Annotated in this window: 28 protein-coding genes and 1 pseudogene; 14 read left to right on the forward strand and 15 right to left on the reverse strand. The window is 68.2% G+C overall.

Annotation, left to right across the window (positions count from 1 at the left end; genetic code table 11):
* Positions 1 to 37: 37 nt before the first annotated feature.
* Positions 38 to 943, forward strand: a complete 906-nt coding sequence (locus MRBLMX7_RS05965) for an NAD(P)/FAD-dependent oxidoreductase (protein WP_363366633.1) — start codon at positions 38 to 40, stop codon at positions 941 to 943.
* 82 nt (positions 944 to 1025) lie between these two features.
* Here the strand turns inward: MRBLMX7_RS05965 and MRBLMX7_RS05970 are convergent, their stop codons facing one another.
* Both MRBLMX7_RS05970 and MRBLMX7_RS05975 read right to left on the reverse strand, forming a co-directional pair.
* Positions 1026 to 1655, reverse strand: a complete 630-nt coding sequence (locus MRBLMX7_RS05970; RefSeq protein WP_363366634.1) for a histidine phosphatase family protein — start codon at positions 1653 to 1655, stop codon at positions 1026 to 1028.
* 1 nt (position 1656) lies between these two features.
* Entirely contained in the window at positions 1657 to 2031 is a 375-nt protein-coding gene (locus MRBLMX7_RS05975) for a DUF5684 domain-containing protein (RefSeq protein WP_363366636.1), read from the reverse strand.
* A gap of 118 nt (positions 2032 to 2149) precedes the next feature.
* On the opposite strand from MRBLMX7_RS05975, the gene aspS reads away from it, so the two are divergent.
* Positions 2150 to 3931 carry an aspartate--tRNA ligase gene (aspS, locus tag MRBLMX7_RS05980; protein WP_363366638.1) on the forward strand — a complete coding sequence of 594 codons (1782 nt, stop codon included), beginning with the start codon at positions 2150 to 2152 and terminating at the stop codon, positions 3929 to 3931.
* A 47-nt stretch (positions 3932 to 3978) separates the two neighbouring features.
* Here the strand turns inward: aspS and MRBLMX7_RS05985 are convergent, their stop codons facing one another.
* A complete protein-coding gene (locus tag MRBLMX7_RS05985; protein ID WP_363366640.1) occupies positions 3979 to 4806 on the reverse strand; it encodes a sulfite exporter TauE/SafE family protein in 828 nt (275 codons plus the stop codon).
* A gap of 217 nt (positions 4807 to 5023) precedes the next feature.
* On the opposite strand from MRBLMX7_RS05985, the gene MRBLMX7_RS05990 reads away from it, so the two are divergent.
* From MRBLMX7_RS05990 to MRBLMX7_RS06020, 7 genes and pseudogenes are all read left to right on the forward strand, one after another.
* Positions 5024 to 6166 (forward strand): ABC transporter substrate-binding protein, encoded by a 1143-nt coding sequence (locus MRBLMX7_RS05990; protein WP_363366642.1) that lies wholly within the window; start codon positions 5024 to 5026, stop codon positions 6164 to 6166.
* Complete coding sequence (locus MRBLMX7_RS05995) at positions 6163 to 7113, forward strand: ABC transporter permease (protein ID WP_414685087.1); 951 nt, start codon at positions 6163 to 6165, stop codon at positions 7111 to 7113. The genes MRBLMX7_RS05990 and MRBLMX7_RS05995 overlap by 4 nt, the downstream gene beginning before the upstream one ends.
* A complete protein-coding gene (locus tag MRBLMX7_RS06000) occupies positions 7110 to 7904 on the forward strand; it encodes an ABC transporter permease (RefSeq protein ID WP_363366644.1) in 795 nt (264 codons plus the stop codon). Before MRBLMX7_RS05995 ends, MRBLMX7_RS06000 begins: the two co-directional genes overlap by 4 nt.
* Positions 7901 to 8980, forward strand: a complete 1080-nt coding sequence (locus MRBLMX7_RS06005; RefSeq protein WP_363366646.1) for an ABC transporter ATP-binding protein — start codon at positions 7901 to 7903, stop codon at positions 8978 to 8980. The genes MRBLMX7_RS06000 and MRBLMX7_RS06005 overlap by 4 nt, the downstream gene beginning before the upstream one ends.
* A gap of 127 nt (positions 8981 to 9107) precedes the next feature.
* Positions 9108 to 9266, forward strand: a pseudogene (locus tag MRBLMX7_RS06010) (MerR family DNA-binding transcriptional regulator); the annotation flags it as partial.
* 96 nt (positions 9267 to 9362) lie between these two features.
* Positions 9363 to 10139: an STAS-like domain-containing protein gene (locus MRBLMX7_RS06015; protein ID WP_363370837.1), complete on the forward strand. Its 777-nt coding sequence runs from the start codon at positions 9363 to 9365 to the stop codon at positions 10137 to 10139.
* Positions 10140 to 10224: 85 nt separating this feature from the next.
* A complete protein-coding gene (locus MRBLMX7_RS06020; protein WP_363366648.1) occupies positions 10225 to 10401 on the forward strand; it encodes a YegP family protein in 177 nt (58 codons plus the stop codon).
* A 106-nt stretch (positions 10402 to 10507) separates the two neighbouring features.
* Here MRBLMX7_RS06020 and MRBLMX7_RS06025 read toward each other — a convergent pair whose 3' ends face one another.
* The 9 genes from MRBLMX7_RS06025 to MRBLMX7_RS06065 all read right to left on the reverse strand — a co-directional run bounded on the left by MRBLMX7_RS06025 (position 10508) and on the right by MRBLMX7_RS06065 (position 15438).
* Positions 10508 to 11263, reverse strand: coding sequence for an amino acid ABC transporter ATP-binding protein (locus tag MRBLMX7_RS06025; RefSeq protein WP_363366650.1), 756 nt, complete (start codon positions 11261 to 11263; stop codon positions 10508 to 10510).
* Entirely contained in the window at positions 11260 to 12057 is a 798-nt protein-coding gene (locus MRBLMX7_RS06030) for an amino acid ABC transporter permease (protein WP_363366652.1), read from the reverse strand. The genes MRBLMX7_RS06025 and MRBLMX7_RS06030 overlap by 4 nt, the downstream gene beginning before the upstream one ends.
* Positions 12058 to 12093: 36 nt before the next feature.
* Entirely contained in the window at positions 12094 to 12903 is an 810-nt protein-coding gene (locus MRBLMX7_RS06035) for a basic amino acid ABC transporter substrate-binding protein (RefSeq protein WP_363366654.1), read from the reverse strand.
* Between the two features lie 136 nt (positions 12904 to 13039).
* Positions 13040 to 13342: a Dabb family protein gene (locus tag MRBLMX7_RS06040; RefSeq protein ID WP_363366656.1), complete on the reverse strand. Its 303-nt coding sequence runs from the start codon at positions 13340 to 13342 to the stop codon at positions 13040 to 13042.
* On the reverse strand, positions 13339 to 13602 hold the full coding sequence (locus tag MRBLMX7_RS06045; protein ID WP_363366658.1) for a glutaredoxin family protein: 264 nt from the start codon (positions 13600 to 13602) through the stop codon (positions 13339 to 13341). The genes MRBLMX7_RS06040 and MRBLMX7_RS06045 overlap by 4 nt, the downstream gene beginning before the upstream one ends.
* A complete protein-coding gene (locus MRBLMX7_RS06050; RefSeq protein ID WP_050721753.1) occupies positions 13599 to 13901 on the reverse strand; it encodes a rhodanese-like domain-containing protein in 303 nt (100 codons plus the stop codon). Before MRBLMX7_RS06050 ends, MRBLMX7_RS06045 begins: the two co-directional genes overlap by 4 nt.
* Before the next feature lie 81 nt (positions 13902 to 13982).
* Entirely contained in the window at positions 13983 to 14081 is a 99-nt protein-coding gene (locus MRBLMX7_RS06055) for a 30S ribosomal protein bS22 (RefSeq protein ID WP_003792170.1), read from the reverse strand.
* 137 nt (positions 14082 to 14218) lie between these two features.
* Entirely contained in the window at positions 14219 to 14410 is a 192-nt protein-coding gene (locus MRBLMX7_RS06060) for a helix-turn-helix domain-containing protein (protein WP_050721754.1), read from the reverse strand.
* Positions 14411 to 14505: 95 nt separating this feature from the next.
* Positions 14506 to 15438, reverse strand: a complete 933-nt coding sequence (locus tag MRBLMX7_RS06065; protein ID WP_363366661.1) for a TetR/AcrR family transcriptional regulator — start codon at positions 15436 to 15438, stop codon at positions 14506 to 14508.
* A gap of 116 nt (positions 15439 to 15554) precedes the next feature.
* On the opposite strand from MRBLMX7_RS06065, the gene MRBLMX7_RS06070 reads away from it, so the two are divergent.
* Positions 15555 to 16451 carry an ATP-binding cassette domain-containing protein gene (locus MRBLMX7_RS06070; protein ID WP_363366663.1) on the forward strand — a complete coding sequence of 299 codons (897 nt, stop codon included), beginning with the start codon at positions 15555 to 15557 and terminating at the stop codon, positions 16449 to 16451.
* Positions 16448 to 17260, forward strand: a complete 813-nt coding sequence (locus MRBLMX7_RS06075) for an ABC transporter permease (protein ID WP_363366665.1) — start codon at positions 16448 to 16450, stop codon at positions 17258 to 17260. The genes MRBLMX7_RS06070 and MRBLMX7_RS06075 overlap by 4 nt, the downstream gene beginning before the upstream one ends.
* 192 nt (positions 17261 to 17452) lie before the next feature.
* Here MRBLMX7_RS06075 and MRBLMX7_RS06080 read toward each other — a convergent pair whose 3' ends face one another.
* A complete protein-coding gene (locus MRBLMX7_RS06080; protein ID WP_050722083.1) occupies positions 17453 to 17869 on the reverse strand; it encodes an ArsR/SmtB family transcription factor in 417 nt (138 codons plus the stop codon).
* 100 nt (positions 17870 to 17969) lie between these two features.
* On the opposite strand from MRBLMX7_RS06080, the gene MRBLMX7_RS06085 reads away from it, so the two are divergent.
* Both MRBLMX7_RS06085 and MRBLMX7_RS06090 read left to right on the forward strand, forming a co-directional pair.
* Positions 17970 to 19400: a TrkH family potassium uptake protein gene (locus MRBLMX7_RS06085; RefSeq protein WP_050721758.1), complete on the forward strand. Its 1431-nt coding sequence runs from the start codon at positions 17970 to 17972 to the stop codon at positions 19398 to 19400.
* Positions 19393 to 20064 carry a potassium channel family protein gene (locus MRBLMX7_RS06090; RefSeq protein WP_050721759.1) on the forward strand — a complete coding sequence of 224 codons (672 nt, stop codon included), beginning with the start codon at positions 19393 to 19395 and terminating at the stop codon, positions 20062 to 20064. The genes MRBLMX7_RS06085 and MRBLMX7_RS06090 overlap by 8 nt, the downstream gene beginning before the upstream one ends.
* 25 nt (positions 20065 to 20089) lie before the next feature.
* Here the strand turns inward: MRBLMX7_RS06090 and MRBLMX7_RS06095 are convergent, their stop codons facing one another.
* Both MRBLMX7_RS06095 and proC read right to left on the reverse strand, forming a co-directional pair.
* A complete protein-coding gene (locus MRBLMX7_RS06095) occupies positions 20090 to 20377 on the reverse strand; it encodes a DUF1905 domain-containing protein (protein WP_363366668.1) in 288 nt (95 codons plus the stop codon).
* A gap of 3 nt (positions 20378 to 20380) precedes the next feature.
* A complete protein-coding gene (gene proC, locus MRBLMX7_RS06100; RefSeq protein ID WP_363366670.1) occupies positions 20381 to 21217 on the reverse strand; it encodes a pyrroline-5-carboxylate reductase in 837 nt (278 codons plus the stop codon).
* 60 nt (positions 21218 to 21277) lie between these two features.
* Between proC and MRBLMX7_RS06105 the strand changes: the two genes are divergently transcribed.
* Positions 21278 to 22249 carry a cation diffusion facilitator family transporter gene (locus tag MRBLMX7_RS06105; RefSeq protein WP_363366672.1) on the forward strand — a complete coding sequence of 324 codons (972 nt, stop codon included), beginning with the start codon at positions 21278 to 21280 and terminating at the stop codon, positions 22247 to 22249.
* The last annotated feature ends 18 nt before the right edge of the window (positions 22250 to 22267 follow it).

Here is a 22267-nt window from a genome sequence, read left to right on the forward strand (position 1 = left end):
CACTGGTCGGGAACGCAACTCCCCGAGAGGACATCCCATGTATGACGCGATCGTGATCGGCGGCGGACCCGCCGGACTCCAGGCGGCCCTGACGCTGGGCCGGATGCACCGGTCGACCCTGCTGCTCGACTCCGGCCAGTACCGCAACGGCACCGTGCAGCACATGCACAACGTCATCGCGAACGACGGCACGCCGCCCGCCGAGTTCCGGGCCACGGCCCGAGGGCAGCTCGCCGCGTACGCCGACGTCGAGATCCGTGACGTCGCGGTGCAGGCGCTCGGCGGGGTCGAGGGCGACTTCGTCGTGTCGCTCCCGGGTGGCGCCTCGGCATCCGCCCGCACCGTGATCCTCGCGACGGGCATCGCCGACGACCTCCCGCCGGTCGAGGGACTTGCAGAGCTCTGGGGCCTCAAGGCCTTCTCGTGTCCGTTCTGCGACGGCCACGAACATGCCGGAAAGCCGATCGCGATCCTCGGAGGAGCCGCCAGAGCGGGGCACCTGATCTCCCTGCTCGGACGCATCGTCGGCGAGATCACGGTCGTGCCCGTGGGCGAGTCCTACACGGACGAGGAGGTCGCCGCGCTCGAGACCCGTGGCGCACGAGTCAGCGGTACCGCCGTGGACTCGGTCGGTCGCGTCGGTGACGACGTGATCGTGCGCACCGCGGATGCCGAGCACGAGGTCGCCGGGATCTTCGTCGCCTCCGGCACGATGCGTCAGCGTGCGCCGTTCGCCGAGCAGCTCGGCCTCGCGATGCTCGAGTCCGGCGCGATCGAGATCGACGACTTCGGTCGCACGAGCGTCCCCGGCGTCTACGCGGCGGGCGACCTCGCGCACCGGGCGTCTCTGCCCGGACCGATGGCCGCGGTGATGATGGCCGCGACAACCGGGCAGCTCGCCGCCGTCGGCGTCATCCAGTCCCTGATCGCCGCCGACCACTGACCGTCTATTTCTGCCGAACGACACGAATGGAGGGTCTATCTGTGCCGTTCGGCAGAAATAGACGGTCGGGTGAGAGTGGGAGTCAGACCGCGCCGACGTCGACTGCGCCCCCGGTCGCGGCCGGTTCGGCGTAGGCGACCTCGCGCCACACGTCGCCGACGCGCTCGAACGACGTCACGCTCGACAGCGCGCAACGACGGGTACGGGGGTCGTGCCGCAGCGGCAGACCGGCCACCCGCAGGTGCGTGATCCAGATCGGCGCCTGGTGCGACACCATGACGACGTCACCGCCGTCCACGGCATCCCACGCCTCACCCATGATCCCGAGCATCCGCTCCGCGATCGACGTGTACGGCTCGCCCCAACTCGGCAGCGAGGGCTGCCGCAGGTGCCACCAGTTGAGGGGGTTCATCAGCGACCGCTTCATCTGCGTGCCCTCGAACACGTTCGTCGGCTCGATCAGCCGCAGATCCAGCTCCGGCACGAGACCGAAGCGCTCGGTGAAGGGCCCCGCCGATTCCTGCGTGCGTTCGAGCGGTGAGGCGTACAGCGCGGCCACCGGGCGATCGAGCTCCGCGACGTGATCCGCGGCGGCCGCGGCCATCGCGCGACCGGCACGGCTCAGGTGGTAGTCCGGCAGCCGCCCGTACAGCACCCGCGCCGGGTTGTGCACCTCTCCGTGGCGGACGAGGTGCAGTCGCGACGCCGGCATCTCAGACCTTGCTGTACCGCGACTCGCCGAAGCCGAGGATCAGGTAGCCGATGTACGGGAAGAGGAACAGCAGGAAGAACGAGAAGACGCCGCCCTTGCCGAACCGTTCGCCGAGTTTGATCGCCACCACGATCCCGAGGATCCAGCCGACGACCGGGATCAGGTAGAGCAGCGCCCACCAGCCCGACATCCCGGCGATCTTCACGAGGAAGACGACGTTCACGATCGGGATGATCGCGAGGATGCCGGGGTACCCGGCCTTCGTGAAGACCTTCCAGAGCCCGATCACGACGAGAACGTAGAAGACGAGGGCGATGAGCCCGGTGGTGCCCGAGAAGATCGAGGCGTAGAGGTCGGAGATGCCGTTGGAGTCCATGGGAGCGCCCTTTCGTCGATGCCGATCATACTGACCGATATGCCACCGGCCGGGCTCCCGCCGCGCGCCCCCGTAGAATGGGCGGGTTCACCATTTCCCAGATCAGGAGGAATCCTCCGTGCTTCGCACTCACTCCGCCGGCTCCCTGCGAGCCGAGCACATCGGCCAGACCGTCACCCTCACGGGGTGGGTGGATCGCCGCCGTGATCATGGAGGAGTCGCGTTCATCGATCTGCGGGACGCATCGGGCATCGCCCAGGTCGTGATCCGCGACGAGGAGATCGCCCACCCGCTGCGCAACGAGTTCGTGCTGCAGGTCACGGGCGAGGTCTCGCGTCGCCCCGAGGGCAACGCGAACCCGAACCTGCCCACGGGCGAGATCGAGCTCATCGCGTCCGAGGTCGTCGTGCTCAACGAGTCCGCTCCCCTGCCGTTTCAGGTGTCGACCGCGCTCGCCGAGACCGAGACCGTCGGCGAGGAGGCGCGCCTCAAGTACCGCTACCTCGACCTGCGTCGCCCGCAGGCGGCATCCGCTCTCCGACTGCGCTCCGACGTGTACAAGTCGATCCGTGACGTGCTGCACACCGAGGACTTCACCGAGGTCGAGACGCCGACTCTCACGCGGTCGACCCCCGAGGGCGCCCGCGACTTCGTCGTGCCCGCGCGCCTGCACCCGGGCAGCTGGTACGCGCTCCCCCAGTCGCCGCAGCTGTTCAAGCAGCTGCTCATGGTCGGCGGCGTGGAGAAGTACTTCCAGATCGCCCGCTGCTACCGCGACGAGGACTTCCGCGCCGACCGTCAGCCGGAGTTCACGCAGCTCGACATCGAGATGAGCTTCGTCGACCAGGAGGACGTCATCGCGCTCATGGAGCGCCTCGTCGTCGCGATGTGGAAGACGATCGGCGTCGAGGTGCAGACCCCGCTGCCGCGCATGACCTACGCCGAGGCGATGGCCAAGTACGGCTCCGACAAGCCCGACCTGCGCTTCGGCCTCGAGCTCGTCGAGGCGACCGAGTACTTCGCGGAGACGCCCTTCCGGGTCTTCCAGGCCGAGTACGTCGGTGCGGTGCGCATGCCCGGCGGCGCGAGCCAGCCCCGCAAGCAGCTCGACGCCTGGCAGGACTGGGCCAAGCAGCGCGGCGCACGCGGTCTCGCCTACGTCCTGTTCAACGAGGACGGCACGCTCGGCGGCCCCGCGGCCAAGAACCTGTCCGAGGCCGAGCAGGCCGGTCTCGCCGAGCTCGTCGGCGCGGAGGCCGGAGACTGCGTGTTCTTCGCCGCAGGTTCGGCCAAGGAGAGCCGCGCGCTGCTCGGCGCCGCGCGCGTCGAGATCGGCCGTCGCCTCGGCTACCTGAACCCGGACGAGTTCGCGTTCACCTGGGTCGTCGACGCCCCGATGTTCGAGCCGGCGGCGGATGCTGTCGCCTCGGGCGACGTCGCGGTCGGCGCGGGCGCGTGGACGGCCGTGCACCACGCGTTCACCGGACCGAAGCCCGAGTTCGAGGCGACGTTCGACACCGACCCCGGCTCCGCCCTCGCCTACGCGTACGACATCGTGTGCAACGGCTCGGAGCTCGGTGGCGGCTCGATCCGCATCCACCGCGAAGACATCCAGAAGCGCGTCTTCGAGGTCATGGGCATCAGCGACGAGGTGGCCGAGGAGCAGTTCGGCTTCCTGCTCGAGGCGTTCAAGTTCGGCGCCCCGCCGCACGGCGGGATCGCGCTCGGCATGGACCGCGTGCTGCAGCACCTGTCGAAGACCGAGTCGATCCGCGAGGTCATCGCGTTCCCGAAGTCCGGCAACGGCTTCGACCCGCTGACCGCGGCTCCCGCGCCCATCACGGCCGCGCAGCGCGCCGAGGCCGGCGTGGACTTCGAACCCGAGGACGACGAGGCCTGACCTCAAGACGAAGAGGCCCTCACCCGCGGTGGGGGCCTCTTCTCGTGTCAGCGGAGCGCGGCGAGTCCGGGGACGATGTTCTCGTTCCACACGTCGACGCCGAGCTTCGCGATGAGCGCGACCACCACGAGCAAGAACACCACGCGGATGAACGTCGCCCCGCGCGAGATCGCCATGCGCGACCCGAGGTAGCTGCCTGCGACGTTCGCGACCGCGAGGATGCCGCCGAGCAGCCACAGCACGGCGCCGTGCGGGATGAACAGCAGCAGCGCCCCGGCGTTCGTGGCGAGGTTGACGATCTTGGCCTTGGCGCTCGCCTGCAGGAAGTCGTAGCCCAGCAGCGCGACGAGCCAGATCACGAGGAACGTGCCCGTCCCCGGCCCGATCAGGCCGTCGTAGAAGCCGATCACGAGGCCGGCGATCCCGGCGGTGATGTAGTGCTTGTGGCCGGAGAACCGCAGCTTCGTCGCGGCGCCCATCTGCGGGCGGAACGCCGTGAACAGCGCGACCGCGAGCAGCGCCACGACGATGATGGGCTTGAAGGCGGCGGCGGGCAGCACCGTCGCGACGGCCGCGCCGCCGAAGGATCCTACGAGCGCGATCGCCGCCATGGGCAACGCCGTGCGGATGTCGGGTTTCGCCCGTCGGTAATACGTCACACTGCTCGTGGCCGTGCCGAACACCGAGGCGAGCTTGTTCGTCGCCAGGGCCTGGATCGGCGAGATCCCGGGGATCAGCAGCAACGCGGGCAGCTGCAGGAGCCCTCCCCCGCCGACGACAGCGTCGATCCAGCCTGCGGCGAAGGCCGCGACGACCACGAGGATCAGCGTGCCCCAGGTGAGTTGCTCGAGCCCGAGCACACTGCCGATGTCCATCCCTCCAGGATGTCAGACTGCAGGGCTCCGACCGCGACGCCGCGCATCCTGCATCCCTGCGCACAGCTGTCCTGGTGACGCGCCCCTGCGATCCGATCCGGCCACGATCCGGACACCGACCGTTCACCCACCCCCGCACGATCGGCAACTTCGGAGCCGTAGTTTCCTCTCGCAACCCGAATACCGGCATGCTGTGCCGGACACCGAGAGGACACCCATGTCTCGCATCATCCGCCGCGCGCGCATCGGCGCCGGCATCGCCCTGGTCACCACGGCCGCCCTCGCCCTGACCGCCTGCTCCGGTGCGGCCGACGCATCGTCCGGCTCCGGCGAGGGCTCCGTCGACGCCGCGACCGCGACCTCCGTCGAGGACTTCGGCACGTTCGCCGACCTCGAGGCCGCCGCCAAGGCCGAGGGCCAGCTCAACGTCATCGCCCTGCCCCGCGACTGGGCGAACTACGGACAGATCATCGACCTGTTCATGGAGAAGTACCCGGAGATCACGGTCAACGAGGCGTCGCCCGACGTCTCGAGCGCCGAGGAGATCCAGGCCGCCGAGACCAACAAGGGCCTCGACACCGCTCCCGACGTGTTCGACCTCGGCCTGACGGTCGCGCTGCAGAACACCGACCACTTCGCGCCCTACAAGGTCCAGACGTGGGACGACATCCCCGACGCGCTCAAGGAGTCCACCGGACTCTTCGTCGGCGACTACGGCGGGTACATGTCGATCGGCTACGACTCCTCGAAGTTCCCGGCCCCCGAGTCGCTGCAGGATCTCCTGGGCGCCGACTACAAGGGCGCCGTCGCGATCAACGGCGACCCGACGCAGGCAGGTGCGGCTTTCGCGGCCGTGGGCCTCGCGACGGTCCAGTCCGACGGCACGCTCGACGACTACCAGCCGGGCGTCGACTTCTTCTCCGAGCTCCAGAAGGCCGGCAACCTCCTCAAGGTCGACGTGACCACCGCGACCATCGCGAGCGGCGAGACGCCGGTCGTGTTCGACTGGGACTACCTGAACGCCACGCACGTCGCCGACAACAAGGACTGGAAGGTCGTCGTGTTCGACGGCACCGGTTACGCCGGCTACTACAACCAGGCCGTGAACGTCGACGCGCCGCACCCGGCCGCTGCCCGTCTGTGGCAGGAGTTCCTCTACAGCGACGGGGTGCAGAACCTCTGGCTCGCCGGCGGAGCCCGCCCGGCGCGCATGGACGCCATGACCGAGGCCGGCACGATCGACGCCGACCTGGCCGCAGCCCTGCCCGAGGTCCCGGCCGAGACGGTCGTCCCGACCGAGGAGCAGTCCACGAACGCCGGCACGCTGCTCGGTGAGAAGTGGGCAGCGGCGGTCCAGTGACCACTGCCATCGCAGCGGGGGCGGATGCTTCGGCATCCGCCCCCGTCCCCTCCGCTCCGCACAGCGCGGGGCCTGCGACGTCGTCGCGGGCCCCGCGCTCGGCGCCGTCCGCGGCCTGGCTGGGACTCGTCCCCTTCGCCGCCTACGTGCTGCTGTTCCTCGCCGTGCCGACCGTCCTCGCCATCGGCTCCGGGTTCTTCACGAAGGACGGCGACTTCACCTGGACGAACGTGTCGGCCCTCGGCGACCCCGTGGTGCTCACGACGTTCGCCAACTCGGCATGGCTGTCGCTCCTGACGGCCGTGGTCGGCGCGATCGTCGGCGCCCTCGTCTGCTACGCCCTGCTCGGCATGAACCCCGAGGGCGCCGTGCGCTCGACGGTGGATGCCGCGGCCGGCGTGCTCGCGCAGTTCGGCGGCGTCATGCTCGCCTTCGCGTTCATCGCGACGATCGGCATCCAGGGGATCCTGAAGCTCTTCCTGCAGGACACGTTCGGGATCAACATCTACGAGAACGGCACGTGGCTCTACGAGCTGCCCGGCCTGATCCTCCCGTACATCTACTTCCAGATCCCGCTCATGGTCATCACGTTCATGCCGGCGCTCGCCGCGCTGAAGCCGCAGTGGGCCGAGGCGAACCTCACCCTGGGCGGCACACGGTCCAGCTTCTGGCTGCGCATCGGCATCCCGGTGCTGGCGCCGTCGTTCCTCGCGAGCCTGCTGCTGCTGTTCGCGAACGCCTTCTCGTCCTATGCGACCGCCGCCGCGCTCGCGAGCCAGGGATCGCAGATCGTACCGCTGCAGATCCGCACTTCGCTGACCAGCGAGACGGTGCTCGGTCGCGAGAACCTCGCCGGAGCGCTCGCGCTCGGCATGATCGTCATCGTCGGAGTCGTCATGGCCCTCTACTCCCTCATTCAGCGCCGGGCTGCGAGGTGGCAGTCGTGAACCGTCTCGCTCCCTCCGCCGCGACGCGCTGGATCATCGGCATCCTCGTCGGAGCCTTCTTCGCGATCCCGCTGATCTCGACTTTCCTGTATACGCTGCGTCAGACCGACGGCACGCTCGGCTTCGAGCGCTGGGCGGCTCTGTTCGATCCCGAGAGGTCCGCGGCGATCCGTCCGATCTGGATGGGCCTCGGGAACTCGCTGATCCTCGCGGTCGTGACCGTCGCGATCGTGCTGCTCCTGCTCGCGCCGACCATGATCCTGGTCAACCTCCGTTTCGGCAGGCTCAAGCCCGCGTTCGAGTTCGCGGTACTTCTGCCGATCTCGATCCCCGCGATCGTGCTCGTGGTCGGGCTCGCGCCGATCTATCTGCAGATCGGTCGTTCGCTCGGCACCGGCACGTGGACGCTCGCGTTCGCGTACGGCATCACCGTGCTGCCGTTCGCGTACCGGTCGATCCAGGCGTCGATCGACGCCGCCGACCTGCGCACGCTGGCTGAGGCCGCCCGCTCGCTCGGTGCCGGCTGGCCGACTGTCGTGCTCAAGGTGCTGGCCCCGAACCTCCGTCAGGGGCTGCTCGCGGCATCCCTCATCTCGATCGCGGTGGTGCTGGGCGAGTACACGATCGCCTCGCTCCTCAACCGCCAGGTGTTCCAGACGGCCATGGTCGTCGTGCAGAAGCAGGACCCCTACGCCCCGGCGATCTTCACGCTGCTGGCGCTGGCGTTCGTCTTCGTCCTGCTCCTCCTCATCGGCCGCGTCGCGCGCGGCACCGGAAAGGCCCGCTCATGACCCTCCCCCAGACCGCCGACAACATCCTGCTCGCCGAGGCCGGCGAGGGCACCCGCGTCCAGCTGCAGAGCATCGTGAAGAGCTACGGCAGCAACACGGTGCTGCACGGCGTCGACCTCGACATCGCCCCGGGCGAGTTCGTGTCGCTGCTCGGTCCCTCCGGCTGCGGCAAGACGACTCTGCTCCGCGTGCTGGCGGGGCTCGAGGGGCTCGACAGCGGTGCCGTGCTCCTCGACGGCGGCGACGTGTCGCGCGTCCCCACGAACAGGCGCGACATCGGCATGGTCTTCCAGTCGTACTCGCTGTTCCCGCACCTGCGCGTGGTGGACAACACCGCGTTCGGTCTGCGTCGCCGCGGTGTCGGCAAGGCGGAGGCGACCAAGCGGGCGCTCGACGCCCTCGCCCTGGTCGGGCTGGGTGACTTCGCCGACCGCTTCCCCCATCAGCTCTCGGGAGGTCAGCAGCAGCGCGTGGCGCTCGCCCGCGCTCTGGTCACCGAGCCCAAGGTGCTGCTTCTCGACGAGCCGCTGTCTGCGCTCGACGCGAAGGTGCGCGTGCAGCTGCGCGACGAGATCCGCCGCATCCAGCTGCGTCTCGGCATCACCACGGTGTTCGTGACACACGACCAGGAGGAGGCGCTCGCGGTGTCCGACCGGATCGCCGTCATGAACGCCGGGACCATCGAGCAGATCGGCACGCCCGAGGAGCTGTACACGACGCCGTCGACCGCCGGGGTCGCGGCGTTCGTCGGCCTGTCCAGCGTCGTCTCCGGCGTCGCCGAGGGCGACCACGTCGTCCTGTGGGGTCAGCGTCTGCCCCTGCAGGCTCCGGCCGACGGCCCGGTCGACGTGTTCCTGCGCCCCGAGAACGTGCACTTCGCCTCGGAGGCGGATGCCGCGACCGACGCGCTCGTGCAGGAGAGCACGTTCCTCGGCAGCATGCGCCGCACGCTCGTGCGCACCGAGTCGGGAGAGCTCGTGCGCCTGCAGCACTCTCCCGGCATCCACCCCGCCTTCGGCGACCGTGTGCGCATCGCCGTGTCGCCGGAGCCTGTGGCGGTGCATCCCCGCGGCTGAACCTACCCGGAAGGGGAGGTTCGACCACGGCTGAATCTCCCCTTCCGGGAAGGTTCGACACGCCTGAATCTCCCGAATCTGCCCATGCGGGTAGATTTGACAAGTAGTTTTGTCGTAAAATCTTCCCATGCGGGCAGATTCCGCCAGAGATTCCTATCCTGAAACCGTCGGGATCGGTGAAGCAGCCGCGCGCCTCGGCATCCCCGAGAAAACGCTCCGGCGCCTTGCGGACAGCGGGGCGTTTCCGTCGACACGGACGCCCGGCGGTCACCGCCGATTCGCCACGTCTGATCTCGTCGCAGGTCCGCGAGACACCCCATCGATCGCCCGCTCCCTTATCGACGACCCGGTGGATTGGAGCGGGTCGTTCGAGCGGGAGGGGTTGGACGAGTCCGTCGTCTGGTCCCAGCTCGACGCCGTCCTCGGGCTCGAAGCCTCTGACACGACCAGACTCATGAACTACGCGTTCACCGAGATGCTGAACAACGCGATCGACCACAGTGAGGGCTCGCGGATCGACATCCGCGTGTGGGTGCGGTCGACGCTGTTGGCCTTCTCGATCAGCGACGACGGGATCGGGGTGTTCGCTCGCCTGCGCACGGGGATCGGACTCGAGAACGAGCTCCAGGCGGCGGCGGAGCTCACGAAGGGCAAACGAACGACCTGGCCCGAGCGCCATACCGGCGAAGGCATCTTCTTCACATCCAAAGCGGTCTCCGTGTTCCGACTGTCGGCGAACGGCATTCGACTGACCGTGGACAACCGCCGCGACGACTACGCGCTCGGGGTGGGAGAAGTGCAGAGCGGCACACTCGTGGAGGCCGAGATCGACGTGCCCCTCGCACGTTCACTGCGCGAAGTGTTCGAGGAGTTCACAGACGAGGACTTGACGTTCTCCCGGAGTCGACCGCGCGTCGAGCTGTTCGGGACCGGGCTCACGTTCGTCTCCCGTTCGGAAGCTCGGCGCCTGCTCACGGACATGACGGGATTCACCGACATCGACATCGACTTCGCCGGCGTGCAAGACGTGGGGCAGGGGTTCGTCGACGAACTCCTCCGGGTCTGGCCCTCACAGCATCCGGGGATCACCCTGCACCCGATGAACATGAACGAGGCCGTCTCGTTCATGGTCAGGCGGGGTCTGCGCGCGGGATCGTGAAGGCAACTCTTCCGCGAGGCCGATACTCCGGGATACCGTGATCGCGAGGGGCGCCGATCCCTCGACCCGAGAGAGAGGACGCGCAATGGCAGGCAAATTCGAGTTGTACACCGACCGCTCCGGCGGGCACCGGTTCCGTCTCAAGGCGGGCAACGGCGAGGTCATCGCGACGAGCGAGAGCTACACCTCGAAGTCCGGAGCCTTGAGCGGCATCGACTCCGTACGTCGCAACGCGCCCGACGCGGAGGTCGTCGAGGTCTGACACCCGACGCCCCGCCTGAGCGCCGACGCCCCTGCCTGCTGACGTCAGCAGGCAGGGGCGTCGTCACTGCTCAGGGGCGTCGGCGGATGCGACGCCACGTCGAGGCTCAGAGCACGCGCGCGAGGAAGTCCTGGGTACGCGGATGCTGCGGATTCGCGAGCACCTCACGCGGGTCGCCCTCTTCAACGATGTGCCCGCCGTCCATGAAGATCAGACGCGAGCCGACCTCCCGGGCGAAGCCCATCTCGTGCGTGACGACGAGCATCGTCATGCCCTCGTCCGCGAGCGATCGCATGACCTGAAGGACCTCGCCGACGAGCTCGGGGTCGAGGGCCGAGGTCGGCTCGTCGAACAGCATCATGTCCGGGTTCATGCACAGCGCCCGCGCGATCGCCACGCGCTGCTGCTGCCCGCCCGACAGGTGACCGGGGAATGCACCGGCCTTCTCCGCCAGCCCGACCCGTCCGAGCATCTCGTGCGCGATGCGCTCGGACTCGGCCTTGTTGCGCTTCTTCACGCGTCGCTGGGCGATCGTGAGGTTGTCGAGCACGCTCAGGTGCGGGAAGAGGTTGAAACTCTGGAACACCATGCCGATGCGGGTGCGCACGCGGTCGATATCGACGTCGGGATCGGTGATGTCGATGCCCTCGATGAAGATCTTGCCGTCAGTGGGCTCCTCGAGCAGGTTCACCGAGCGCAGGAGAGTCGACTTGCCGGAGCCCGAGGGCCCGATCACGCAGACGACCTCGCCGCCGGTGACGGTCAGGTCGATGCCTTTGAGCACCTCGTTGTCGCCGAAGGACTTGACGAGCCCCTGCACGTCGATCGCGGGGGCGTGGACGTCGATCAGATCGGTGGTCATCGTGCCCGTCCCATCCGACGCTCCAGCCACGCGCTGAAGCGCGTGAGCGGGATCGTCACGACCAGGTAGAGGATCGCCGCCATGATGAGCGGCGTTCCGTTCGCGTTCTGGGTCGCCGCGTCACGGGCGAAGTTCGTGAGCTCCTTCGACCAGATGAACGTGCCGGCGACGAAGAGCAGCGAGGTGTCCTTCAGCAGCAGCACGAACTCGTTGGTCAGCGGCGGGATGATGATGCGGAAGCCCTGCGGCACCACGATCCAGAACGTCGTCTTCATGGGCGACATGCCGAGCGAGCGGGCGGCCTCGGTCTGCCCCTTCGGGACGGCCTGGATGCCGGCGCGGATCGTCTCCGCCATGTACGCCGAGGCGACGAGGATGAGACCGATGAGTCCGAGGACGACCGGTCCGCCGAGCCGCGTACCCGGCACACCGAGCGCGATCGGCAGGATGAACGCGATCGCGAAGATCGTGAGGATCGCGGGAAGCCCGCGGAACAGCTCGATCCATGCGGTCGCGATCCAGCGGAACGGCCCGATCTCCGACAGCTTCATCAGCGCGAGGAGCACTCCGAGCAGCAGCCCTCCGAGGAACGCGACGGCCGTGAACCACAGCGTGTTCACGAGGGCCGTGGTGAAGATGCCCGGAAGCATCTTCACCGCGACCTCGGGGTTGAAGAAGAGCTGACCGATCCGCGCCCAGTCCGTGCTGACCGCGGCCCAGACGGCGATCGCGATCAGCAAGACGTAGACGGTGTACCGATAGATCTTGCTCTTGGTGGTGCGCCTCAACGCCATTGTCAAGGTCCTCCCGATCCCTTGCCTACTCTCGGATCAGTTCGCGGTGAAGTAGGTGTCGTAGATCTTCTGGTAGTCGCCGCTGTCGCGCAGCTCGGTGAGAGCACCGTTGACCGCATCCAGCAGCTCGGCCTTCTCGCCCTTCGCGAAGGCGAAGCCGTAGGACTCGTCGGTGTTGTACTCCTCGACGATCTTGTAAGCGCTGTCGGCCTTCTCGTGCTCGAGGTTCACCGGCTGGTCCTGCAGGATCGCATCGATCTGGCCGGCCTGCATGGCGGGCCACAGTTCACCGTCGGAGGGGTACTGCACGATCTGGGCGCCGGTCGCGTTGGCGTTCGCGTAGGCTTCGCCCGTCGTGCCCTGCTGCACGCCGACGTTCTTGCCGCTCAGGTCGTCGATCGACTCGATGCCCGAGTCGGTGCGGACGAGCAGCGACTGCAGCGAGTCGTAGTACGGGTCGGAGAAGTCGATGTTGGCTTTGCGCTCGTCCGTGATCGTCATCGCCGACGCGCCGATGTCGCACTGGCCCGCCGCGAGAGTCGTGCCCGACTGCAGCGCGTCGAAGCCCACGTCCTGCACGGAAAGCTCGAGGTCGAGCTTCTTCGCGATGGCGTCGAGCAAGTCGATGTCGAACCCTGTGTACTCCCCGTCGTCGCCTTCGAACTCGAACGGCGGGTAGGGGATGTCGGAGCAGACCGTCAGCTTACCTGCCTCGACGAGGCCGTAGGGGTCGTCCGCCGCGCCGTCGCCGCCGCCAGAGCCGCCGCTGCCGCCCGCGCAGCCCGCGAGGGCGAGGGTGGCGGTCGCCGCGAGGGCGATCCCGGCGATGATGTTGCGACGCTGCATGTCAGCTCCTGAGGGGACGAGGGCCTGGCGCCCACGGACGGGTAGGAGAACATCTAAACACGCGCGACCCGGCCGCACAGAACGAGGACGGGCCTCGGCCGGTTACATTTGTGTTGCGAAGAGTGACGTGCCCTGGTCAGATCTCGACGTCGACGGCCACACGGCCGGACACGACGGATCGCACGTACGCGACGACCTCCTCGTGGGCCGGGTGCACCTGGTACTGCTCCAACTCGTCGATCGACGCGAAGTCTGCGACCAGCGTCACATCCCAGTTCGCGTCGGGGTACGCGTCATTCGCGCCGGCCCAGATCGACTGGATCTGCGGCACGACGCCGTCGAGCGCGTTCAGTCGGCGCGCGACCTCGGCAGCCTGCTCGGCGCGGACGGCCGGATCCTCCGCGGCGATCTTCCAAGACACGACATGACGGATGCTCATCGCACAGCCTCCTCGAGGGCCTGACGCAGCCGATCGGGCGAGACGCGCCAGTGCGCGTGCAACTCGCCGTCGATCAAGATGACGGGGATCTTCTCCCACCACAGCTCGTAGAGCGCCGGGTCTTCGGCGATCGATGCCTCGACGATCTCGATGCGTTCGGCCGCAGCATCCGGAAGTTCGGCGACGACGGCGTCGACGATCTCGGAGGCGACGTCGCACAGATGGCAGTCGGGCTTGCCGATCAGCGTCAGCGTGGTCACGCCGACGGCACCTCGACGTCGCGTCCCTGCGCGATCCACTCGCCCGTGCCGCCCTCGACGTTCGTGGCGTCGTAGCCGCGGGCTTCGAGGGCCTCGACGACGCGTGCCGAGCGTCCCCCGGCCTGGCAGATGACGTCGAACGACTCCGCCGGGAGCTCCTCCAGGCGATTGCCGATCTCGGACATCGGGATGTTCACAGCGCCGGGGACGTGCCCCGCGGCGAACTCGTGCGCCTCACGGACGTCGATGAGCGGCGTGCTCGACCGCTCTGCGAGTTCGGTGACGGTGATCGACTTCATGGAAAGCTCCTCGACGACGGGGACGACCGGGGCAGAGACACGAAGCGCCCGTCCGGAGACAGGCGCTCAGTGTCTGGCCGCTTACTTCTTGTTGCGGCGCTGGTGGCGAGTCTTACGAAGCAGCTTGCGGTGCTTCTTCTTCGCCATGCGCTTGCGGCGCTTCTTGATGACAGAACCCACGGAAACCTCACTAAGTCAGGGGCTGGGCGTCGCACGGTGACGGACACCCGGGTACGGGCACGGAAAAATGCCTCGGATCAGTCTAGCAAACCGAACGGCCCGTCCTGTCACCTCGACGCGGACCGCGCGGAACGGTGTCACCCCACGTCGGAGATCGGTCGCTGCAGCGCGTCCGTGACAGCGGACTCCGGCACACGGAAACTCCGTCCGAAGCGGATGGCTGGCAGCTCCCCAGCGTGCACCATCCGATACACGGTCATCTTGGACACGCGCATCAACTCGGCGACCTCGGCCACCGTCAGGAACCGGACATCAGGAACCTCGGGCATCCCACGTACCCCTTTCTACGATGTGCACACTCTATGTGCTGGCTGGGACGCGTGTAAACCCGTGTGACTCGTGTGATCGGGGAACGACTGCGCGATCAGGAGGACCGCTGAGCGCGCGCGCGTCGCTCGCCAGCGTCTCGCAGCGCCTGGCGCTCGGCTTTGCGCGCATCTCGGAGCGCCTTCTCCGCCTCCCGGACCGCCTTCTGCGCGTCCTTGACCCGCCGATCCCCCGCGAACTCCGCCGGATCGACCGCGATCCAGTCCGTCGCCCGTTCGTGCGGCGCGCCACGATCGAGCGCGTCCATGTACGCGGAGACGCCGTCGAGCACGCGCTCCATCGCGAACCGGAACGGGTCAGCGGGCGACGTGAAGACGCCGTCGTCGATCGCCAGGCGGAGTGCGGGGAACTCCTCGGCGGTGATCACGCGGTCGTACAGCTCGGCCTCGCGCACGGCGACCTGATCGGGCGACAGCCCGCTCCCCCGCGACTGCTCGGTGTATCCGGCCTGCACGATGCCGCACCAGCGCGCCGATCCCGTGACCGCGAGCGCCACGGCCATGCGCTCGTCCACCGTGAGGGGAGTGCCCTCCAGTGCGGACAGGGAGGCATCCAGCCATGCCGAGCTGTTCGGAGTGATCGGCGACCCGGTGATCGGCAGCGACAGCATCCAGGGATGCCGCTGATACAGCAGCACCTGCTCCGCGTACAGCGCGAGGAGCGTCTCCCGCCACCCTTCGAGAGCGCGCGTGGCCTCCGGAGGAACACCCGTCGCATGCTCCTGCATGAGCAGAAGGAGGTCGTCCTTCGCGCTCACGTAGCGATACAGCGACATCGGCGTGAATCCGAGTGCGGAGGCGACGGCGGCCATCGAGACCGCGCCGATGCCGTCGGCATCCGCGAGATCGACCGCCGCCTCGACGATCCTCTCCACGCTCATCTCGCGCTTGGGCCCGCGTTGCGGATTCGCGGCGACACCCCATGCGAGCGCGATCCCTCGCGGCAGCTCCGGCGGCTCGTTCTCGACCATCTCCTCATCCTACGTCTGTATATCGCGTAAACAGTGTGTTATGGTCATACACACTTGCGTTGCTCATACACAGTTTACGTCGCATACACGATCGACGTAGGGAAAGGAACGAGCCGATGACCCCAGCAGTCGAGGTACGCGGCCTGCACAAGAGCTTCGGACGGAAGGCGGTCGTGTCGGGGCTCGACATCACGGTCGAGCGCGGCGAGGTGTTCGCGCTGCTCGGTCCGAACGGCGCCGGCAAGACGACCACGATCAACATCCTCACCACCCTGCTCGACGCCGACTCCGGCACCGCAGCGGTCGCCGGGTTCGACACCCGCACGCAGCGCGTCGAGGTGCAGCGACGCATCAGCCTGACCGGACAATCGGCCGCCGTCGACGACGCCCTCACCGCGATCGAGAACGTCGTGATGTTCGCGCGTCTCGCCGGGCTCCATCGCTCAGCCGCGAGACGGCGGACCACCGATCTCCTCGCCCGCTTCGACCTGGCGGATGCCGCGGATCGGCCGGTCCGGACCTATTCGGGCGGTATGCGTCGACGCCTCGACCTGGCACTGAGCTTCGTCGTCGACCCCGAGGTGCTCTTCCTCGACGAGCCCACCACGGGCCTCGACACCCGCAGCCGTCGCGACCTGTGGGACATCATCCGCTCGCTCGCCGCTTCCGGGACGACCGTGTTCCTCACGACGCAGTACCTCGAAGAGGCCGACCAGCTCGCCGACCGCATCGCCGTGCTGCACGACGGACGCATCGCCGCGATCGGCACCCCCGCCGCATTGAAGTCGCGGATCGGCGGGGACACCGTCGAGCTGCACGACGCCCGCGGCGAGCTCCTGCGCGAGATCCCCACGGACGGCAGCATCGCGGGCCTGCGGCGAGCGCTCGACCGACTCGTCGAGCACGAGCACGAGCACGAGCGCGAGGGCTCGATCGTGACCCTGCGGCGTCCCACCCTCGACGACGTCTTCCTCGCCGTCACCGACACGACACCCCTCAAGGAGAACGCATGAACGTCACGCTCACGGCATCCGCGTCGTCCGCCGTCGCCGCCCGCCCGCGCCTGCGCGGATTCACCGCCGAATCCGTCTTCGTCGGTCGCAGCCTGCGCCGCTCGCTGCGCGACGGCGAATCGCTGCTCATGGCGATCCTGCTGCCCGTCATGCTGATGCTCGTGTTCACGTGGGTCTTCGGCGGGGCGATCGACCCGTCCGGCGGCTACGTCGACTACGTCGTGCCCGGGATCATCCTCACCTGCGCGGGCTTCGGGGCGTCGTCCACAGCGCTGTACGTCGCGAGCGACATGCAGAACGGCATCATCGACCGCTTCCGGACCATGCCGATCCGTGCCAGCGCCGTGCTCACGGGTCATGTCGTCGCGAGCCTCGTGCGCAACCTCGTCGCGACCGCGATCGTCATCGGAGTGGGAGTGCTCGTCGGGTTCCGCCCCGAGGCGACGCTCGGCGGATGGATCGCCCTCGCCGGCCTGATCGCGCTGTACATCCTCGCGATCACCTACCTCTTCGCCGCGATCGGACTCGCGGCCGGCAGCCCCGAGGGTGCGAACGGGTACGGATTCATCCTGCTCTTCCTCCCCTACCTGTCGAGCGCCTTCGTGCCGGTCGCGAGCATGCCCGGCTGGCTGCAGCCGGTCGCTGCGCATCAGCCGATCACACCGATCGTCGACACGATCCGCGGTCTGCTGACCGGCACGCCCCTGGAGGCGCAGCCGTGGTGGGCAGTCGGCTGGTGCCTCGTGATCCTCGTGATCGCGGTGGCCTGGGGGTCCTGGCTGTTCCGACGCAAGGCCGCGCGCCGCTGACGCGTCAGGAGCGGAGCGCGCCCTCGGATTCAGCCGGGACATAGCGTCCGCGCCGGATCCGCTCAGGCTCGTCTGCCACGGTCGAAGGACGACTCGACACGGCACCGTTCGAGTCGCCGCGGGTCTGGGGCCCGCGCGATCGCCCCCGACGACAACGCCCCCACGTCGTCGGGGGCGATGTGCGTGCAGAGGTCAGCCGCCGAAGCGCTTGAGGGCTGTGGTCACGAAATGACCGGCGGATGCCGCGGCCCGGCCGACGACCTCCGCGGCGTGCGCCGCTCCATCCGGCAGCGGCTGACCCGGGTAGTCGATGTCGGGCGCCGCATCGCCGTAGGCGTCGACGAGGAACGGAACCAGCCAATCGTCCACGACCTCGAGCGGCGCGACCGCCAGGCTGTAGAAGCGCCGCTGACCGTCTTCGCGCACGCTCACCAGCTCGGCCTCGCGCAGCACCTTGAGATGCTTCGACACGGTCGGCTGGCTGATGCCCAGGTCGGCCACGATCTGGCTCACGCTCGTGCCGGCTTCGCCGTCCGCGGTGCGACGCAGGAGGAGCTGGAGGATGTCGCGCCTCGTGCCGTCCGCGATCACGTCGAAGATGTCGGTCATGAGTTCAGGGTAGTCGTCCCCCGCACGGAGTACCATGACGAAGGCTCGGCGAACGGCGCCGAACGGCCCCGGAGCGGGTCGAGGATCGAAGGGGGACGTGATGTCGGGCATCGTTTCGGCGTCGTCTCCCCGTCAGCGCCTCGAGGGCGCGGCCTCCTGGGGCAAGCACATCATCACCTCCTCGCCCTCGCGGTTCGCGATCGTGATCTTCGCGCTCCTCATCCTCGTCTTCACCGTGCTGCTGTCGCTCCCGATCTCCTCGGCGAGCCACACGGTCACCCCGCTCGCCGACGCGCTGTTCACGGCCGTGTCGACGATCTGCGTGACGGGGCTCTCGACCGTCGACATGGCGACGTACTGGTCGCCCTTCGGGCACGTGCTGATCTTCATCGGCGTCAACATCGGCGCACTGGGCGTGCTCACACTGGCCTCCCTCATGGGCATGCTGATCTCCAAGCGCCTGGGCCTGCGGGCGAAGCTGATGGCCGCGGGCGACACCAACCCGCTGCGCGCGCACGGCGGCGTCGTCAACGAGAGCCAGACCGTGCGCCTGGGCGAGGTCGGCCAGCTGCTGACGACGGTCGCGGTGTCGGCGCTCATCATCGAAGGCGCCCTGGCCGTGCTCCTCTACCCCGCGCTCGTCATGGCCGGAGTCAACCCGATCGCCGCCCTGTGGGAGGCGCCGTACTTCGCGGCCATGGCCTTCACCAATACGGGCTTCGCCCCCAACGCGGGCGGGGTCGCGGTCTTCGCCGACGACTATCTCGTGCTCGGACTGCTCATGGTGGGCGTCTTCCTCGGCAGCATCGGCTTCCCCGTGATCTACACGCTCGCGAAGCACGTGTGGCATGTGAAGAAGTGGTCGCTGCACACCAAGCTCACGCTCGTCACGACCGTGCTGTTGTTCGTGATCGGCGCCGCGGTGTTCCTGATCCTCGAGTACGACAATCCGAAGACCTTCGGGTCGATGGACGCCGCCGACACGACCTTCCAGGCGTTCTTCCTCTCGGCCATGACACGGTCCGGCGGCTTCAGCGTCATCGAGATCGACGACATGAACGGCTCCTCCTTGCTCGCGGCGAGCATGCTCATGTTCGTGGGCGGCGGCTCGGCGTCGACCGCAGGCGGCATCAAGGTCACGACCCTGGCGGTGCTCGCGATCGCCGTGTGGTCCGAGGCAAAGGGACGTCAGTCGGTCGAGGCGTTCGGCCGCCGCATCCCCAGCGACGTGCAGCGCGTCGCCCTCAGCGTCGTCGCGTGGGGCGCCACGATCGTGGCGCTGTCGACGATCATCATCGCGCAGATCACGAAGGACGACATCAGCCACGTCCTGTTCGACGTGATCTCCGCCTTCGCCACCGTGGGTCTGTCGTCGGGGTTGACCGCTGAGCTCCCGGATGCCGGGGCGTACGTGCTCGCGGCCACCATCTTCATGGGGCGCGTTGGTACAGTGACTCTCGCCGCGGCAGTCGCGGCGACATCGCGAACGCAGTACTACTCACTGCCCGTGGAAAGGCCGATCGTTGGTTGAAGTCCTCCGGGGCGACGCTCCCGTCCTCGTCATCGGTCTCGGCCGGTTCGGTGCCGCGTGCGCCGGCGAGCTCGACCGCCTCGACCGCGAGGTCCTCGCGATCGACGACAACCTCGAGCTCGTGCAGAAGTGGTCCGACCGCGTCACGCACACGGTGCAGGCCGACGCGAAGAACATCGACGCGCTGCGCCAGATCGGCGCGCAGGACTTCCAGGTCGCGGTCGTCGCGGTCGGATCCTCGATCGAGGCCTCCGTGCTGATCACCGCCAACCTCGTCGACCTCAAGGTGCCGCAGATCTGGGCCAAGGCGGTCTCCCAGTCGCACGGCAAGATCCTCGCCCGCGTCGGCGCCAACCACGTGATCTACCCGGAACGCGAAGCTGGGGAGCGCGTCGCGCACCTGGTGTCCGGCCGGATGCTCGACTTCATCCGCTTCGACGACGACTTCGTACTGGCGAAGATGTATCCGCCGAAGTTCATCCGCGGCGTGGGACTCAACGAATCCGGTGTGCGGAGCAAGTACAAGGTGACGGTCGTCGGCGTGAAGAGCCCGGGCAAGCCGTTCCGGTACGCCGAGGCCAACACGATCGTGACGAACCACGACCTCATCATCGTCTCGGGCACGAACAGCGACATCGAGCGGTTCGCCTCACTCGACCGCTGAGCATGCCGCGACGGCGGCGCTGGACTCAGGCGTCGATGTCGAGCACGATCTCGACCACGTCGTCGATGCCGATGCCCTCTCGATCCTGCAGCACCTTCTTGATCGGGACGATGTACCCGCCGTCCTTGGGCCAGAGCGCTGTCGTCACGGTCGTGGCGCCGATCGTCACTGATGCCGGAATCATGCCCCACCCGTAGGTGACGACGCTCGCGACCTCGCCGATCGTCTCGCTCTCGACGGACGGCACGGTGACGAAGTGGAACGGCGCGGGGCCGCGCCAGTACCAGATCTCACCGGAGAAGCTCAGCCGCATGCGTCACTTCCCCGCCGCGAGTTCCCTGTTGCGAGCGAGGGCGGCGGCCGAGGCCTCCGCGAACGTGTCGGCCAGGTGCGCGTCCTGCAGCACGGCGATCGCCCGCTCCGTCGTGCCCTTGGGGCTGGTCACGCGGCGCCGCATCTCCGCGGGCGTCTCCCCCGAGGCCTCCAGCAGCGCCGTCGATCCGATGAAGGTCTGCTCCGCCATGACGCGTGCATCCGCCTCGCTGAAGCCGAGCGAGACACCGACCTTCGTCCACTCCTCTATCAGCAGGAAGACGTAGGCGGGGCCGGACCCCGAGATCGTCGACAGGGCGTCGATCTGCGACTCCGGAACCTCGATCACGACGCCGACGGTCTCGAACAGGCTGCGGACGAGGGCGAGGTCCTCCGCAGTCGCCGCTGCACCCGCGGCGAGCCCGGTGACGCCCTTGCGGATCGTCGAGGGGGTGTTCGGCATGGAACGCACGACACGGGCGTCGTCCCCGAGTGCCTCCGCGAAGGTCGCGAGAGTGACTCCGGCGGCGAGGCTCACGACGATCGCGTCCTTCGCGAGGACCGGCGCGATCTCGCGAAGCAGGTCGGGGACCATGGCGGGCTTGACGCCGACGAGCACGATGCGCGCGTCGCGAGCGGCGTCGAGGTTGCCGTCCGGCCGCTCGGACAGCGCGATGGTCGTCACACCGTCGAGTTCCGCGAGCGCCTCGGCCTTCTCGGACGTGCGGTTCGTCGCGGTGATCGCGTCGGCGGGGATGCCGGATGCCACGACTCCGCGGAGGATCGCGCCTCCCATCGAACCGGCACCGAGGAACGCGAGGGCGGGGAGAGAGTCAGCCATGTCGTCATCCTACGGCGGGCGCACCCCGGTTCCCCGCAGAGCCCGTCCTAGACTCGACCCATGAGTGCATCAGGCGGCAGCAAGGCGATCATCGCGGCGTTCCTGGCCAATCTCGGGATCGCCCTGGCGAAGTTCCTCGCGTGGGCGCTGTCGGGATCCGCGTCGATGCTCGCCGAGGCGATCCATTCGGTCGCCGACTCCGGCAACCAGCTGCTCCTCATGCTCGGCGGCCGCAAGTCACGCCGCGAGGCCGACCGGGCGCACCCCTTCGGCTACGGTCGCGAGCGCTACGTGTACGCGTTCGTCGTGTCGATCATCCTGTTCTCCCTCGGTGGTCTGTTCGCGATCTACGAGGGCATCGAGAAGCTGACCGACCCGCACGAGCTCGACAAGACCTGGTGGTGGCTGCCGGTCGTCGTGCTGGTGATCGCGATCGGGCTCGAGTCCTTCTCGCTCCGCACCGCCGTCAAGGAGAGCAACCTCGTGCGGGACAAGGGCCAGTCTTGGGTGTCGTTCGTGCGGCGAGCCAAGGCTCCCGAGCTTCCGGTCGTGCTGCTCGAGGACGTCGGAGCTCTCACCGGCCTGACCTTCGCCCTGCTCGGCGTCGGCCTGACGATCATCACCGGGAACCCGGTGTTCGACGCGCTCGGCACGCTCATGATCGGCATCCTGCTCGTGATCATCGCGATCACGCTCGGCGTCGAGACCAAGAGCCTGCTCGTAGGCGAGGGGGCGACCGCCGCCGACCACGACCGCATCGTCGACGCGATCACCGCGGGGGACGAGATCGAGAAGATCATCCACATGAAGACCCTCTACCTGGGACCCGACGAGCTCATGGTCGCGGCGAAGATCGCGCTCAACGCCGACAAGCCCCTGCGGGAGGCGGCCGACGACATCAACGCGATCGAGGCCCGCATCCGCGAGGCGCTGCCGATCGCGCGCGTGATCTACATCGAGCCGGACGTGTACCGCCCCGCGATCGACCCCGAGCCGTCGACCGACGTCTTCGTGCTCAAGTCCTCGGACTGAGCCCGACGCCGTCTGTCG

The sequence above is a fragment of the Microbacterium sp. LMX7-1.2 genome (assembly GCF_040675935.1).
Lineage (GTDB): Bacteria > Actinomycetota > Actinomycetes > Actinomycetales > Microbacteriaceae > Microbacterium.